14 protein-coding genes are annotated in these 14,678 nt (G+C 68.1%); 13 read left to right on the plus strand and 1 reads right to left on the minus strand.

Annotated elements, in window-relative coordinates; genetic code table 11:
• Window positions 1-8: 8 nt before the first annotated feature.
• The 13 genes from ehuR (at window position 9) to BLT64_RS09875 (ending at window position 13,337) form a co-directional block, all read left to right on the plus strand.
• Window positions 9-1,394: a MocR-like ectoine utilization transcription factor EhuR gene (ehuR, locus tag BLT64_RS09815; protein ID WP_011746626.1), complete on the plus strand. Its 1,386-nt coding sequence runs from the start codon at window positions 9-11 to the stop codon at window positions 1,392-1,394.
• Window positions 1,395-1,491: 97 nt separating this feature from the next.
• The gene (gene ehuA, locus BLT64_RS09820) at window positions 1,492-2,277 is read left to right on the plus strand and encodes an ectoine/hydroxyectoine ABC transporter ATP-binding protein EhuA (RefSeq protein WP_011746627.1); all 786 of its coding nucleotides are present in this window, start codon (window positions 1,492-1,494) and stop codon (window positions 2,275-2,277) included.
• A gap of 20 nt (window positions 2,278-2,297) precedes the next feature.
• A complete protein-coding gene (gene ehuB, locus BLT64_RS09825) occupies window positions 2,298-3,122 on the plus strand; it encodes an ectoine/hydroxyectoine ABC transporter substrate-binding protein EhuB (RefSeq protein ID WP_041529712.1) in 825 nt (274 codons plus the stop codon).
• Window positions 3,123-3,180: 58 nt separating this feature from the next.
• A complete protein-coding gene (gene ehuC, locus BLT64_RS09830) occupies window positions 3,181-3,837 on the plus strand; it encodes an ectoine/hydroxyectoine ABC transporter permease subunit EhuC (protein WP_011746629.1) in 657 nt (218 codons plus the stop codon).
• Window position 3,838: 1 nt separating this feature from the next.
• Entirely contained in the window at window positions 3,839-4,498 is a 660-nt protein-coding gene (ehuD, locus tag BLT64_RS09835; protein ID WP_011746630.1) for an ectoine/hydroxyectoine ABC transporter permease subunit EhuD, read from the plus strand.
• Complete coding sequence (locus tag BLT64_RS09840) at window positions 4,495-5,238, plus strand: aspartate racemase/maleate isomerase family protein (protein WP_011746631.1); 744 nt, start codon at window positions 4,495-4,497, stop codon at window positions 5,236-5,238. The genes ehuD and BLT64_RS09840 overlap by 4 nt, the downstream gene beginning before the upstream one ends.
• On the plus strand, window positions 5,235-6,191 hold the full coding sequence (gene eutB / locus BLT64_RS09845) for a hydroxyectoine utilization dehydratase EutB (protein WP_011746632.1): 957 nt from the start codon (window positions 5,235-5,237) through the stop codon (window positions 6,189-6,191). The genes BLT64_RS09840 and eutB overlap by 4 nt, the downstream gene beginning before the upstream one ends.
• Window positions 6,188-7,165 (plus strand): cyclodeaminase, encoded by a 978-nt coding sequence (locus BLT64_RS09850; protein WP_011746633.1) that lies wholly within the window; start codon window positions 6,188-6,190, stop codon window positions 7,163-7,165. Before eutB ends, BLT64_RS09850 begins: the two co-directional genes overlap by 4 nt.
• An 11-nt stretch (window positions 7,166-7,176) precedes the next feature.
• A complete protein-coding gene (gene doeA, locus BLT64_RS09855) occupies window positions 7,177-8,358 on the plus strand; it encodes an ectoine hydrolase DoeA (RefSeq protein ID WP_011746634.1) in 1,182 nt (393 codons plus the stop codon).
• Between the two features lie 4 nt (window positions 8,359-8,362).
• Window positions 8,363-9,373 carry a N(2)-acetyl-L-2,4-diaminobutanoate deacetylase DoeB gene (doeB, locus tag BLT64_RS09860; protein ID WP_041529713.1) on the plus strand — a complete coding sequence of 337 codons (1,011 nt, stop codon included), beginning with the start codon at window positions 8,363-8,365 and terminating at the stop codon, window positions 9,371-9,373.
• Window positions 9,370-10,821 carry an NAD-dependent succinate-semialdehyde dehydrogenase gene (locus tag BLT64_RS09865; protein ID WP_011746636.1) on the plus strand — a complete coding sequence of 484 codons (1,452 nt, stop codon included), beginning with the start codon at window positions 9,370-9,372 and terminating at the stop codon, window positions 10,819-10,821. Before doeB ends, BLT64_RS09865 begins: the two co-directional genes overlap by 4 nt.
• Entirely contained in the window at window positions 10,821-12,191 is a 1,371-nt protein-coding gene (locus BLT64_RS09870) for an aspartate aminotransferase family protein (protein WP_011746637.1), read from the plus strand. Before BLT64_RS09865 ends, BLT64_RS09870 begins: the two co-directional genes overlap by 1 nt.
• Window positions 12,192-12,194: 3 nt before the next feature.
• Complete coding sequence (locus BLT64_RS09875) at window positions 12,195-13,337, plus strand: alcohol dehydrogenase family protein (protein ID WP_011746638.1); 1,143 nt, start codon at window positions 12,195-12,197, stop codon at window positions 13,335-13,337.
• A gap of 15 nt (window positions 13,338-13,352) precedes the next feature.
• Here the strand turns inward: BLT64_RS09875 and BLT64_RS09880 are convergent, their stop codons facing one another.
• Window positions 13,353-14,549: a winged helix-turn-helix domain-containing protein gene (locus tag BLT64_RS09880; RefSeq protein ID WP_011746639.1), complete on the minus strand. Its 1,197-nt coding sequence runs from the start codon at window positions 14,547-14,549 to the stop codon at window positions 13,353-13,355.
• Between the last annotated feature and the right edge of the window lie 129 nt (window positions 14,550-14,678).

The following is a 14,678-nucleotide window of genomic DNA, read 5'->3' on the forward strand; positions in this document are numbered from 1 at the left end:
CTTGCTTCATGACAATATGGACCCCTGATCCCAGCGGCTTGCATCGCCCGGCCTATCTTTCCCTTGCCGAGCAATATGCGCGGGCGATCCGCGACGGCATGCTGCCTGCCGGAACCCGCCTGCCGCCCCAGCGCCGGCTGGCCGATGATCTGGGGCTGTCGGTCCAGACCGTCTCGCGCGCCTATGAAGAGCTGATCCGCCGCGGCCTCGTGGTCGGAGAGGTCGGGCGCGGGTCCTTCGTGCTGCCGCCGGGTTCCGAGAATACGCCGCCCTATCTGGCCGAGCGGCTGGGCGAGCTTATCGACCTGTCGATCCTCAAGCCCGTGACCGAGCGGATGCATGTGGAGACCTTTCGCGAGGGGCTGCATTGGGTGGCCGAGAACCTGCCCGTGCCGGCGGCGCTGTCCTTCCGGCCCAGCTCGGTCCTGCCGCAGCACCGGCAGATCGCCGCCGACTGGCTGCGCCGCGGCGGCATCGATGCGCAGCCCGAAAACATCACCATCACCGACGGCGCCACTTCGGCCATCACCACCGCGGTCATGAGCGCAGTGCCCGCCGGCGACACGCTGGCCGCCGCGGCGCTGACCCATCACCTGCTGATGCCGCTATGCAAGTATCTGGGCCTGCATCTGGAGGGTCTGCCGGTCGATGAAGACGGCATCGTGCCCGAGGCGCTGGACCATCTGGCGCGCAAGGGCAGCCTGCGCGCGCTTTACATGCAGCCGGCGGCGATCAATCCGATGGCGATCATGAGCAGCGCCGAGCGTCGCGCCGAACTGGCCGCCATCGCCCGCCGCCACGACCTGCTGGTTATCGAGAACGACATGCTGAACGTGATGATACCGGACCGACCGCCGCCCATGGCCGCCTTGGCGCCCGAGCGGGTTCTGCATATCAACGGCTTTACCAAGACCACGCTGCCCGGCCTGCGGGTGGCCTGGCTGCTGTCGCCGGCGCGCCTTGCCTCGGCCACGGCCAATCGGCATCTGGTGACGAACTGGATGGCCACCCCCGCCATGGTCGAGTTGCTGAGCCACTGGATCGGCGACGGCACCGTGGACCGGCTGATCCTCTGGCAGCGCGAGGCGCTGGGCGCCCGTCACCGCATCGCGCGCGAGGTTCTGGGCGCGGCGCCGTTCCGCGCCCATCCGCAAAGCCTGCATATCTGGCTGGAACTGCCTCCCGGCCGCGACGAAGAGGAGTTCGTGGCCCAGGCCCGCCAGCGCGGCGTTGCCGTCGCCTCGGGCCGGGCCTTTCGGCTGAGCGAGCGCGGCAGGCGGGATGCGGTGCGAATCGCGCTCGGCTCGACCGGGGCGGATGAGTTGCGCCGGGGCCTTACGCTGGTGGCCGAGACCCTGGGCGGCAGCGCCGAACCCCTGCTTCCGCTGATTTGATGGGCAGATTACACCAGAAAATTGTTATGATATTATTTAAATATTGACCTGATTTAATCTCGCTGCAAAGTTCCTCTGGACAGCAAGGGGGACGCTTTTGGACCAGCCGATCATTCGCATCCAGAACCTGCGAAAGTCCTTTGGGACGCTGACCGTCATCGACGGGCTGAATTTCGACGTGATGAAGGGCGAGAAGCTGGCGCTGATCGGCCCCTCTGGCTCGGGCAAGACCACCATCCTGCGCATCCTGATGACGCTCGAGGATATTTCGGGCGGGCGCATCGAGGTGTGCGGCGAGCCGCTTTACCACATGCAACGAAGCGGCGCCGAGGTGCCGGCGGACGAGGCGCACCTGCACAAGATGCGCCGTCACATCGGCATGGTGTTCCAGCATTTCAACCTGTTCCCGCACAAGTCGGTGCTGCAGAACATCACGCTTGCGCCGATGCTGACCAAGGGCGAGGCTCGCGCCGTAGCCGAAAAGCGCGCGCGCGAGCTTCTGGACATGGTGGGGCTGTCCGACAAGGCCGACTACATGCCCAGCCAGCTTTCCGGCGGCCAGAAGCAGCGCGTCGCCATCGCCCGCGCCCTGGCCTTGCAGCCCCAGATCATGCTGTTCGACGAGGTGACCTCGGCGCTGGACCCCGAGCTTGTCGAGGAGGTGCTGGAGGTGATGAAGCGCCTGGCCGCCGAGACCGACATGACCATGCTGCTGGTCACCCATGAGATGGGTTTCGCCCATGATTTCGCCGATCGCGTGCTGTTCTTCGACAAGGGCCGCATCGTCGAGCAGGGCCCGCCCGCCCAGATATTCACCGCGCCGCAAGAGGACCGCACGAAGTCCTTCCTGCGCAAGATCATCGCCGCAGGACAGCGCGTGTGATGCCAACCCGACAGGAGAGAATGATGAAGAAATGCCTGATTGCCGCGGCCCTTCTGGCCGTGCCGTTGCCCGCCCTGGCCGACAAGCTGGAGGACCTGCAGAAACAGGGCTATGTCCGCATCGCCATCGGCAACGAGCCGCCCTATACCGCCGTGGCCTCGGACGGCAAGGTCTCGGGCGCGGCGCCGGACGTGGCCCGCGCGGTGTTCGAAAAGCTGGGCATCAAGGATCTGGAGGCGTCCATCGCCGAATATGGCGCGATGATCCCCAGCCTTCAGGCCGGCCGCGTCGATGCGATCACCGCGGGCCTGTTCATGAAGCCGGAGCGCTGCAACGCGGTCGCCTATTCCGAGCCGATCCTCTGCGATGCCGAGGCGCTCCTGGTCCCCAAGGGCAATCCCAAGGGCTTCAACTCCTATGCCGATATCGCGAACGACGCCTCGGCCCGGCTGGGTGCTCCTGGCGGCGGCACCGAGGAAAAGCTGGCGCTGGATGCCGGCGTGCCGCGCGACCGGCTGGTCGTGGTGCCCGATCCGCAATCGGGGCTGAAGATGGTGCAGGACGGCCGCATCGACGCCTATTCGCTGCCGGTCCTGTCGCTCAACGACCTGCTGGCGAAGTCCGGCGATGCCAACCTCGAGGTCTTTGCTCCGGTCGAGGGCGCCCCGGTCTATTGCGACGGCGCCGCCTTCAACAAGAAGGACACGGCACTGCGCGACGCCTTCGACGTGGAACTGGCCAAGCTGAAGGAATCGGGCGAATTCGCTGCCATCGTCGAGCCCTACGGCTTCTCGGCGGCTGCGGCCATGTCCACCACTCGCGACGCCCTCTGCGCCGCCCAGTGACATCGGGGCGGGGGTCGTCCCCGCCCACCCGACAACGACAGAAGGGCAGGCACGGCGCATGGGCGACTGGGCAGGATATCTGACACTCATCCTTATGGGGGCCTGGGTCACGGTCAAGCTGACCCTGATGGGTTCGGCCCTGGCGCTGGTCGTGGCCTTCGTCGCCGGGCTGGGCCGCATCTCGCGCCACGCCGCGGTTCGCTGGCTGGCGACCGCCTATATCGAGTTCTTCCGCGGCACCTCGATCTTCGTGCAGCTGTTCTGGATCTATTTCGTGCTGCCGATGACCGGGGCGGAACTGACGCCGATGCAGGCGGGAGTGATGGCGCTGGGGCTGAACGTCGGCGCCTATGGGGCCGAGGTGGTGCGTGGCGCCATCCTGGCCGTGCCGCGTGACCAGCACGAGGCTTGCGTCGCCGTCAACCTGACGCGGTTCCAGCGCATGCGCCACATCATCCTGCCGCAGGCGCTGCCGCTGATGCTGCCGACCTTCGGCAACAACGCCATCGAGCTTTTGAAGGCCACCTCGGTCGTCTCGCTGATCTCGCTCTCGGACATGACCTTCCAGGCGCAGGTGGTGCGCTCGCAGACCGGCAGCACGCTGATGCCCTTCGTCACCATCCTGCTGCTGTATTTCGCGATGTCCTCGGCGCTTTCATTCGGCATGCGCCGGCTGGAGCGGCGGGTGACGCGCGGGTTGGACGGGGTGCGCTGAGATGGAATGGGACTGGGATTTCGCATGGTCCATCATGCCGACCCTGCTGGCCGGCTTTCGGATCACCCTCATCGCCACGGTGCTTGGTGCGATGGTTGCCGCCGTCTTGGGGCTGGTCTTTGCCATCCTGCGCCGTTCGCCCAACCGGCTGGTCGCCCGCACCACCGGCTTCGTGGTCGAGTTCATCCGCGGCACGCCGCTGCTGGTGCAGCTTTACTTCATCTTCTACGTGCTGCCCGATCTGGGCATCCGCCTGCCGGCGCTGACCGCCGGGGTGATCGGCATGGGGCTGCATTACGCGACCTATGCCGCCGAGGTCTATCGTGGCGGCATCGAGGCGGTGCCGCGCGGGCAATGGGAAGCGGCCAAGGCCACCAACCTGACCACGCGCCAGACCTGGCTGCATGTCGTGCTGCCGCAGGCCGTGCCGCCGATGATCCCGGCCATGGCGAACTACCTGCTGGCCATGTTCAAGGAAACGCCGCTGCTTTCCGCGATCACCGTGCTGGAACTGATGAACCAGGCCAAGTCGGTGGCCAACAGCTCCTATCGCTATGTCGAGCCGATGACGCTGGTCGGCGTGATGTTCCTGGTCGTCAGCCTGATCTCGGTCATCGGCCTGCGCTGGCTGGAACGCCGTTATGGGAGGATTTCGCGGTGACTGTCCTGTCCGTTCCCGTCGCCCTTGACGAACGCCCGCTGCCGCGCCGCGTCGGTCTGGTGACGCTGGCCACCGACCACACGACCGAGGTCGATTTCTCGGCCCTGCCGGCGCATGGCGTGGGCGTCTATGCCACCCGCATCCCCTTTGCCAACCCGGTGACGCCCGAGACGCTGGCCGCCATGGCGCGCGACGTGACGGCGGCCGCTGCGCTGATCCTGCCCGACGAGGAACTGGATGCGGTGGTCTATAGCTGCACCTCGGCCTCGGTGGTGATCGGGGATCAGGCCGTGCGGGACGCGATCCGGCTGGGCAAGCCCTCGGCGGAACCGATCACGCCGATCTCGGCCGGTTTCGCTGCGCTCAGGGCGCTGGAGGCAGGGCGGATCACGCTGCTGACCCCCTATACTCCCCGGACGACCCAGCCGATGGCGGAATGCTTCGAGGCGGGTGGTTTCGTGCTGCAAGGCGTGTCCTGCCTGAACCTGACCGACGACCGCGAGATGGCGCGGATTTCCCATGCGACGATCGTCGAGGCCGCCCGCGCCGCGCTGGCGCCGGGCAGCCAGGCGCTGTTTGTCGCCTGCACCGCCGTCCGCGCGGCCGCGATCATCGACCGGATCGAGGATGCGCTGGGCGTGCCGGTGGTCTCGGCCAATTCGGCGACGCTCTGGGCCGCGGCGCGGGCCTGCGGCATCTCCGGGCCGGTGGCGCCCGGACAGTTGATGAGGCTGGCATGAGCGTGACGCTGGACGACATCCGCGCCGCCGCCGGGCGCATCCGGGGCCATGTGGTGGAAACCCCGCTGGTCCGTGACGAGGTGCTGTCGGCGCGGCTGGGCCAGCCGGTCTGGCTGAAATGCGAATACCGCCAGGCCACCGGCGCCTTCAAGCTGCGCGGCGCGACCAACGCGATCCTGTCGCTTGCGCCCGATGCGCTGGCGCGCGGCGTGGTCACCGCCTCGACCGGCAATCACGGCCGCGCCTTGGCCCATGCCGCCCGCGCGCTGGGCGTGCCCGCCACCGTCTGCCTGTCGCGGCTGGTGCCGGGCAACAAGGTCCAGGCGATCCGCGACCTGGGGGCCACGGTCCGCATCACCGGCGCCAGCCAGGACGAGGCGATGGTCGAGGTCGCCCGCGCCGTGGCGCAAGAGGGCATGACCGAGATCCCGCCCTTCGACCATGAGGCGGTGGTCGCCGGCCAGGGCACGCTGGGGCCGGAGATCGCGCCCCTGACCCCCGATGCGGTGCTGGTGCCGCTGTCCGGCGGCGGGCTTGCGGCCGGGGTCGCGGTGTCGATCAAGGCGCTGTCGCCCGCCACGCGCGTCATCGGCCTGACCATGGAGAACGGCGCCGCGATGGCCGCGAGCCTTGCCGCCGGCCATCCGGTCGAGGTTGCCGAAAGCCCCAGCCTCGCCGACAGCCTTGGCGGCGGCATCGGATTGCAGAACCGCGTGACCTTTGCGATCTGCCGCGACCTGCTGGACGATGCGATCCTGCTGACCGAGGCCGAGATCGCCGAGGGCATCCGCCATCTGGGCCGCGCCGGCCATGTCGTCGAGGGCGCGGCCAGCGTCGGCACCGCCGCGATGCTGGCGGGCAAGTTCGTCCCGCAGGGCCCGACCGTCACCATTCTTTCCGGCGCGAATATCGACCCCGCGCTGCATGCCCGCATCATGGCGGAGGCCGCATGAGACCGCCCGTGACCATCCTGACCGAGACGGATCTGCGCGCCCTGGTGCCGCTGGACGCCAAGGCCGTCGCCTGCATCCGCGACGCCTTCGTGGCGCTGGCGACCAAGCCCGTCGCCATGCCGCCGATCCTGCGCCTGGACATCCCCGAGCATCGGGGAGAGGTCGATGTCAAGACCGCCTATGTTCCGGGGCTTACGCATTTCGCCATCAAGATCTCGCCCGGTTTCTTCGGCAACCCGGCGCTTGGCCTGCCCTCGACCAACGGCATGATGGTGGTGCTGTCCTCGCGCACCGGGCTGGTCGAGGCGCTGCTTCTGGACAACGGCTATCTGACCGACGTGCGCACCGCCGCCGCCGGGGCGGTGGCTGCCGATGCGCTGGCCCGACCGGATGCGGCCACGGCGGCGATCCTTGGTGCCGGGATGCAGGCGCGGATGCAGTTGCAGGCGCTGGCGCTGGTCCGGCGTCTGACCGGCGTGCGGGTCTGGGCGCGCGATCCCGCCAAGGCGCAGGCTTTCGCGGCCGAAATGACCGCCATCCTGCGCATTCCCGTGACCGCCGGCGCCAGCGTGGCCGAGGCTGCACGGGATGCCGATCTGGTGGTCACGACCACGCCGTCCGAAAGCCCGATCCTGAGCGCCGCCGACATCGCCCCCGGCACCCATGTCACCGCCATGGGCTCGGATGCCGGGCACAAGAACGAAATCGCGCCGGACCTGATCGCCGCCGCCCATTACGTCGCCGACCGCCTGTCGCAGACCCGGACCTTGGGCGAACTGCACCACTCGCCGCTGGTCGGGCGGGATTTCCCCGAGCTTGGCCAGATCCTGGCCGGACAGCGCCCCGGCCGGACCGATCCCGCCCAGATCACCCTGGCCGACCTGACCGGCACCGGCATCCAGGACACCGCCATCGCCACCCTGGCGCTTGCCCGCGCGGGCAAGGCCGGGGCCGGCCGCACCTTCACCCTGTAAGAGAAACCGCCATGACAGACGTCGCATTGAAGTTCACCCGCGAGGAATATGCGCAGCGCCTCGCCAAGACCCGCCGGGCGATGGAGGAAAAGGGCGTCGATCTGCTGATCGTCACCGATCCCTCCAACATGAACTGGCTGACCGGCTATGACGGCTGGTCCTTCTATGTCCATCAATGCGTGGTGGTGCCGCCCGAGGGCGAGCCGATCTGGTATGGCCGCGGGCAGGACGCGAACGGCGCGAAGCTGACCGCCTATCTGAAGCCCGAGAACATCGTCGGCTATCCCGACCATTACGTGCAGAATCCGGCGATGCACCCGATGGACCATCTGTCGGGCATCCTGCGCGACAAGGGCTGGGGCGCGAAGCGCATCGGCGTCGAGATGGACAATTACTGGTTCACCGCCGCCGCCTTTGCCAGCCTTGTGGCGAACCTGCCCGATGCGAGGCTTACCGATTGCACCGCGCTGGTGAACTGGCAGCGCGCGGTGAAGTCGCCGCAGGAGATCGCCTATATGCGCAATGCCGCGCGGATCGTCGAGGCGATGCATGCCCGCATCCTCGACAAGGTGCAGGTGGGGATGCGCAAATGCGACCTGGTGGCCGAGATCTATGACGCCGGCACCCGCGGCGTCGATGGGATCGGCGGCGACTATCCGGCCATCGTGCCGCTGCTGCCGTCCGGGCGCGATGCCTCGGCGCCGCATCTGACCTGGGACGACAAGCCGATGAAGGCGGGCGAGGGCACCTTTTTCGAGATCGCCGGCTGCTATCACCGCTATCATGTGCCGCTGTCGCGCACGGTGTTCCTGGGCAAGCCGACGCAGGCTTTCCTGGACGCGGAAAAGGCGACGCTGGAGGGGATGGAGGCGGGGCTCGCCGCCGCGAAGCCCGGCAATACCTGCGAGGACATCGCCAAGGGCTTCTTCGACGTCCTGGCGAAATACGGCATCGTCAAGGACAACCGCACCGGATACGGCATCGGCGTCAGCTATCCGCCGGACTGGGGCGAGCGCACCATGAGCTTGCGCCCCGGCGACCGCACCGTGCTGCAACCCGGCATGACCTTCCATTTCATGACCGGCCTGTGGCTGGAGGACATGGGGCTGGAGATCACCGAGTCGATCCTGATCACCGAGACCGGCGTGGAATGTCTTGCCGATGTCCCGCGGCAACTGTTCGTGAAGGACTAGGGCCATGTTGCAGATGCAGCCTGCGCCCTCGCCCATCGCGGCGACGGTGGATTTCGCGGCGCCGGGGGTCGGCCACGGCTTCCTGCGCCTGCCCCATTCGCGCGACGACGCGGCCTGGGGGTCGATCATGACCCCGATCACCGTGGTCAACAACGGCGAGGGGCCGACGGCACTGTTGACCGGCGCCAATCATGGCGACGAATACGAAGGGCCGATCGCGCTGTTCGACCTGGCCGCGACCGTCAGGGCCGAAGACGTCACCGGCCGCCTCATCATCGTGCCGGCGATGAATTATCCGGCCTTCGCGGCGGCCACCCGCACCTCGCCCATCGACCGGGGCAACCTGAACCGCAGCTTTCCGGGGCGGCCGGACGGCACGGTCACGCAGAAAATCGCGGACTATTTCCAGCGCGTGCTGCTGCCGATGGCGGATGTGGTGCTGGATTTCCATTCCGGCGGCAAGACGCTGGATTTCCTGCCCTATTGCGCCGCCCATATCCTGCCCGACAAGCGGCAGCAGGCGGCTGCCTTCGATCTTGTGCGCGCCTTCGGGGCGCCATGGTCGGTCAGGATGCTCGAGATCGACGCGGTCGGCATGTATGACACCGCGGCCGAGGAAATGGGCAAGGTCTTCGTCACCACCGAACTTGGCGGCGGCGGCACGGCGTCCGCCCGCACCGCCGGGATCGCCAAGCGGGGCCTGCGCAACCTGCTGGTCGCGGCGGGCGTGATGCGGGGCGAGGTCGCGGCGCAGCCGACGCGATGGCTCGACATGCCCGATGCGGATTGTTTCACCTTTGCCGAGGATGGCGGGTTGATCGAGTTCCTGGCCGATCTTGGCGATGCCGTGGAAAAGGGCCAGCCCGTCGCCCGCATCTTTCCGGTGACGCGCACCGGCCTTGCCCCGGTCACGGTTCCCGCCGGCCGCGCCGGCCTGATGATGGCTCGGCATTTCCCCGGCATCGTGAAACCCGGCGATTGCGTCGCCGTCATCGGCGTGGAGGTCGACGAATGATTACCGACAAGACCCTGATGCGCGAGGATGCCTTCGTGAACGGCGTCTGGTTGGGGGGCGAGCGTTTCGCCGTCACCGACCCCGCGACCGGCACGGCCATTGCGCAGGTGGCGCGGCTGGATGCGGCGCAGGCCCGCGCGGCGGTCGATGCGGCGCAGGCGGCTTTCGCGGGCTGGGCGGCGCTTCTGCCGCAGGAGCGCGCTGCCGTTCTGATGCGCTGGCACCGGCTGATCGTGGACGCGCGCGAGGACCTGGCGCGGATCATGACCGCCGAGCAGGGCAAGCCGCTGTCTGAATCGCGCGGCGAGATCGACTATGCCGCCAGCTTCGTCGAGTTCTATGCCGAGGAAGCCAAGCGGCCGAACATCGAAAGCGTGACCTCGCATCTTTCGACTGCCGAGATGGAACTGTGGCGCGAACCTCTGGGCGTCGCGGCGCTGGTCACGCCCTGGAATTTCCCTTGCGCCATGATCACCCGCAAGGCGGCGGCGGCTTTGGCGGCGGGCTGCACCGTGGTGGTGCATCCCTCGGCCGAGACGCCGCTGTCGGCGACCGCACTGGCGGAACTGGCGGATCGCGCGGGCTTTCCGCCCGGAGTCTTCAACGTGGTGACCGGGGACGCGCCCGAGATCGTCGGCGAATGGTGCGCCGATCCGCGTGTGCGGGCGCTTTCCTTCACCGGCTCGACGCAGGTGGGCAAGCTGCTTTATCGCCAAAGCGCCGATACGGTAAAGCGGCTGGTGCTGGAACTGGGCGGCCATGCCCCCTTCATCGCCTTTGCCGATTGCGACCTCGACCTGGCGGTGGACGAGGCGATCAAGGCCAAGTTCGCCACCTCGGGGCAGGATTGCCTGGGCGCCAACCGCTTCCTGATCGAGCGGCCGATTTATGAAGAGTTCTGCCGCCGCTTCACTGCCGCTGCCGCCGCGCTGGCGCTGGGGCCGGGGGTCGAGGATCGCGACCTTGGCCCCTTGATGAACGAGGGCGCGGTCCGCAAGCAAGAGGAGCATGTCGCCGACGCGCTGGCCCGTGGCGCGCGCCTGTTGACCGGCGGTGCCCGCGATCCGCAGGGACCGCTGTTCTATCGCCCGACCGTGCTGGCCGACGTGCCGGGCGAGGCGCTGGTCTTTCGAGAGGAGACCTTTGGCCCCGTCGCCGCCATCGCCCCCTTCGAGACCGAGGAGGAGGCGGTGGGCATCGCCAACGCCACCGAATACGGGCTTGTCGCCTATGTCCACAGCCGCGATCCGCGCCGCATCTACCGCCTGTCGCGCGCGCTGTCGTTCGGCATGGTCGCGGTGAACCGCACCAAGGTCACCGGCGCGCCGATCCCCTTTGGCGGCATGAAGCAGTCCGGGCTGGGCCGCGAGGGCAGCCGCCACGGGCTCGAAGCCTTCACCGAGATCAAATACGTCTGCCGCGACTGGGCAGAGACAAGGAGAGCATGATGCTGACCAATGACGAGCTGTCCAAGTGGGACCGCGAGAGCCTGTTCCACCCCTCGACCAATCTCGGCCAGTTCGCGCGCGGCGAGGGTCCGCAGCGCATCGTCTCGGGCGCGGAAGGCGTCTATGTCACCGACCGCGACGGCAACCGGCTGCTGGACGGCTTTGCCGGGCTTTATTGCGTAAATGTGGGTTACGGCCGGCCCGAGATCGCCGAGGCCATCGCGACGCAAGCGCGCGAGCTGGCCTATTACCACGCCTATGCCGGGCACGGCTCGGAAGCCTCGATCACGCTGGCCAAGATGGTCATGGACCGGGCGCCCAGGCACATGGCGCGGGTCTATTTCGGCCTTGGCGGCTCGGATGCCAACGAGACGAATGTCAAGCTGGTCTGGTATTACAACAACATCCGCGGGTTGCCGCAGAAGAAAAAGATCATCTCGCGCTGGCGGGGCTATCACGGGTCGGGGCTGATGACCGGCTCGCTGACCGGGCTGGAGCTGTTCCACAAGAAGTTCGACCTGCCGCTGGCGCAGGTGATCCATACCGAGGCGCCCTATTACTATCGCCGCAAGGACGCCGGCATGTCCGAGGAACAGTTCAGCGCCCATTGCGCCGATGAGCTGGAAAAACTGATCGCCGCCGAGGGCGCCGACACCATCGCCGCCTTCATCGGCGAGCCTGTGCTGGGCACGGGCGGTATCGTGCCGCCGCCCAAGGGCTATTGGGAGGCGATCCAGAAGGTGCTGGCGCGCCACGACATCCTGCTGATCGCCGATGAGGTGGTGACGGGCTTTGGCCGGCTGGGCAGCATGTTCGGCAGCGACCATTACGGCATGACCCCCGACATCATCACCTGCGCCAAGGGCCTGACCTCGGCCTATGCGCCGCTGTCGGGCAGCATCGTCGGGCAGAAGGTCTGGGAGGTGCTGATGCAGGGCACCGACGAATATGGCGTGCTCGGCCATGGCTGGACCTATTCCGCCCATCCCATCGGTGCCGCGGCCGGCATCGCCAACCTGCGGCTGATCGACGAGTTGGGGCTGGTCGGGAATGCCGGCAGGGTCGGCCGCTACCTGAACGATCGCATGCGGGCGGCAGTTGGCGATCACCCGAACGTGGGCGAGATTCGCGGCGAGGGCATGCTCTGCGCCGTCGAACTGGTCCGCGACCGCGACACGCGCGGTTTCTTCGACGCGGCCGAGGGCATTGGCGGCAAGGTGGTCGGCGCCATGCTCAAGCGCGGCGTGATCGCGCGAGCGATGCCGCAGGGCGACATCGTCGGCCTTGCCCCGCCGCTCTGCTTGACCGAGGCCGAGGCGGATGTGATCGTCGATGTCACCGCCGTGGCACTGCGCGAAACGCTGGGTTGACCCGTGACGGCGATCCCCGAGACGATGTGCGCCATGGTCCTGACCGGCCATGGCGGCACCGAGCGGCTGGAATGGCGCGAGGATTGGCCGGTCCCCCGTCCCGGCCCGGGCGAGGTTCTGGTGCGCATCACCGCCTGCGCCAAGAACAACACCGATCGCAAGGTGCGCGAGGGGCGATACTCCACCGCCGATGATGGCGCCGTCACCTCGTTTGCCATGGCCGGGAACACGCTGTCCTTTCCGCGCATCCAGGGCGCGGATGTGGTCGGCCATGTCGTCGCCGTTGGCCAGGGCGTGCCCACGGACAGGATCGGCGAAAGGGGGCTTCTGGACTTCAACATCTACCCCGATGCGCGGGACGACCTGAACCTGGCGCCCGATTATTTCGGCCATGGTGCCGATGGCGGCTTTGCGGAATACGGCTGTTTCCCCTCGGAGCAGTTCCACGCCATCGCCAATCCCGCGCTGGGCGATGCCGAGCTTGCGACGCTGGGCATGTGTTCGTGGCAGACGGGCTACCGGATGCTGACCTCGGCCGGGGTCGGGGCGGGCGAGCATGTGCTGGTCACCGGCGCTTCGGGCGGGGTCGGGACCGCGCTTTTGCAGCTTTGCCGGGTAATCGGCGCCATACCCCATGCGGTCGCCAGCGCCGGCAAGGCCGAGGCGCTGCATGCGCTTGGCGCGGAAACGGTGATCGACCGCAATGCCGTCGGCGACTGGCCTTCGGCCATCGACCGGGCGACCGGCGGGGCAACCATCGACGCGGTGATGGACCTCGTCGGCGGCGAGATGACCGTGCCGCTGATCCAGGCCATGTGCCGCGACATGCGCCGCCGGACCACGCCGCCCCGCCTGTCCATCGCCGGCGCCAGTGCGGGCAACGTCACCGCGCTGCCCTGGACGCTGATCTACCTGAACCAGGTGCGGATCTTCGGCGTCTCGCACGGCACCCGCGCCGAGGCACGGCAGTTGATCGGCTGGATCGGGGAGAACCGGCTGAAGCCGGTGCTGGCCGGGATCATGCCGCTGTCGCGATTGCGCGAGGCCGAGCGCCTGTTCGTCGAGCGTGGTCGCGATTTCATCGGCAAGCTGGTCATCGTGCCGGATCGGGTCGTCGCCGAACAGGGCCTGGAAACGATGGCCTGACAGTTGGCGCGTCGCTCAGGCCCGCAGCCAGTCCGGCGCATGGCGGATCTCGTCCACCCCGGCCAGCGGCGCGATGCGCTGGAACTCGGCCGCCAGTGCTGTAACGCGGCCCTGGCCCATGCGCACCCCCGGCTCGGGCCAGAAGGCGCGGACGGCCAGCGCGCCATCCTCGCGCTTGGTATCCACCCGCCCGACCAGCCGGTCGCCCTGCATGACCGGAAAGACGTAATAGCCGTATTGCCGCCGCTCGGCGGGCACGAAGATCTCGATGCGATAGCGGAAACCGAACAGCCGCTCGGCCCGCGCCCGGTCGCGCAAGGCCGGATCGAAGGGCGAGAGCAGGCGGATGCGCGAGGACGGATCGGGCAGCGCGGGGACCAGGTCCAGCAGCGCCGGGGCCGAGAAGCTGCGCCGCACCGAGCCATCGGCCATTTCCACGTCGATTTCCACGATCCGGCCCGCCGCCAGCGCCTCGCTGCACCACAGCTTCGCCTCGTCGCGGCTGGCGATGGCGAAGAAACCGGCCAATTCGCCGCTGGTGGCGAAGCCCAGCCGCTCCAGCGCCGCCGTCATGGCCCAGTCGATGATCTCGGCGTCGTCCAGCCGTGCATTCAGGTGCTCGGCCGGGATCACCCGCTCGGCCAGGTCATAGACCTTGCGAAAGCCCGAGCGATGGCAGATCGCCAGCCGGCCCGAGCGCCACAGGTATTCCAGCGCGGTCTTGGACGGGTGCCAGTCCCACCAGCCGCCAGAGCCCTTGGGCTCGTCGCCGCCCAGATCCGACGAACTGGCCGGGCCGTGATCGGCGATGTGCCGCAGCACGCTGTCGAATTCCGCATCCCAGCCCTCGCGCCGCCATTTCGGCCAGCGGCGCTGCATATGCGCCTCGTCCCGGGCGAATTTCAGCCGCCACATCGGGTAAAAGCGCATCGGGATGACGGCGGCGTCATGGGTCCAATGCTCGAAACCGGCGCGGTGGCGGGCGATCAGGCTCTCCAGCCCCTGCGGGCGGTATTGCCCGCGCCGCGACCACAGGATCAGGTCATGCGCGCGGGCCAGCGTGTTCACGCTGTCCACCTGCACGAAGCCAAGGCCGGACAGCACATTCTCCAGATCCGCGCCCTTGCCCGGACCCGCGCCGGGGCGCAGCAGCAAGTGCCGGTCCAGAAACAACCGGCGGGCATCGCGGTTCGTCAGCAGGGGGCGGGCCATCGTCGAAACCTGTTCGTCGCGTCTGTCAGCCTGTCATAGCAGCAGGCGATGAAGGATGGCCAATGCGATGCCGGCTGCCAAGCGGGGGCATCAGGTGCAGCGCGAAGCCGCGCCGCCCCGGCGATTCTG

Source organism: Paracoccus denitrificans (assembly GCF_900100045.1).
Classification (GTDB): domain Bacteria; phylum Pseudomonadota; class Alphaproteobacteria; order Rhodobacterales; family Rhodobacteraceae; genus Paracoccus; species Paracoccus denitrificans.

Excerpts from the sequence above, each read along its gene's own strand:
- eutB (WP_011746632.1), top strand. The coding sequence starts at position 5,235 with ATGAGCGTGACGCTGGACGACATCCGCGCCGCCGCCGGGCGCATCCGG.
- BLT64_RS09880 (WP_011746639.1), bottom strand. The coding sequence starts at position 14,549 with ATGGCCCGCCCCCTGCTGACGAACCGCGATGCCCGCCGGTTGTTTCTG.
- ehuD (WP_011746630.1), top strand. The coding sequence starts at position 3,839 with ATGGAATGGGACTGGGATTTCGCATGGTCCATCATGCCGACCCTGCTG.
- ehuB (WP_041529712.1), top strand. The coding sequence starts at position 2,298 with ATGATGAAGAAATGCCTGATTGCCGCGGCCCTTCTGGCCGTGCCGTTG.
- BLT64_RS09870 (WP_011746637.1), top strand. The coding sequence starts at position 10,821 with ATGCTGACCAATGACGAGCTGTCCAAGTGGGACCGCGAGAGCCTGTTC.
- doeB (WP_041529713.1), top strand. The coding sequence starts at position 8,363 with ATGTTGCAGATGCAGCCTGCGCCCTCGCCCATCGCGGCGACGGTGGAT.
- BLT64_RS09865 (WP_011746636.1), top strand. The coding sequence starts at position 9,370 with ATGATTACCGACAAGACCCTGATGCGCGAGGATGCCTTCGTGAACGGC.
- ehuR (WP_011746626.1), top strand. The coding sequence starts at position 9 with ATGACAATATGGACCCCTGATCCCAGCGGCTTGCATCGCCCGGCCTAT.
- BLT64_RS09850 (WP_011746633.1), top strand. The coding sequence starts at position 6,188 with ATGAGACCGCCCGTGACCATCCTGACCGAGACGGATCTGCGCGCCCTG.
- ehuC (WP_011746629.1), top strand. The coding sequence starts at position 3,181 with ATGGGCGACTGGGCAGGATATCTGACACTCATCCTTATGGGGGCCTGG.
- doeA (WP_011746634.1), top strand. The coding sequence starts at position 7,177 with ATGACAGACGTCGCATTGAAGTTCACCCGCGAGGAATATGCGCAGCGC.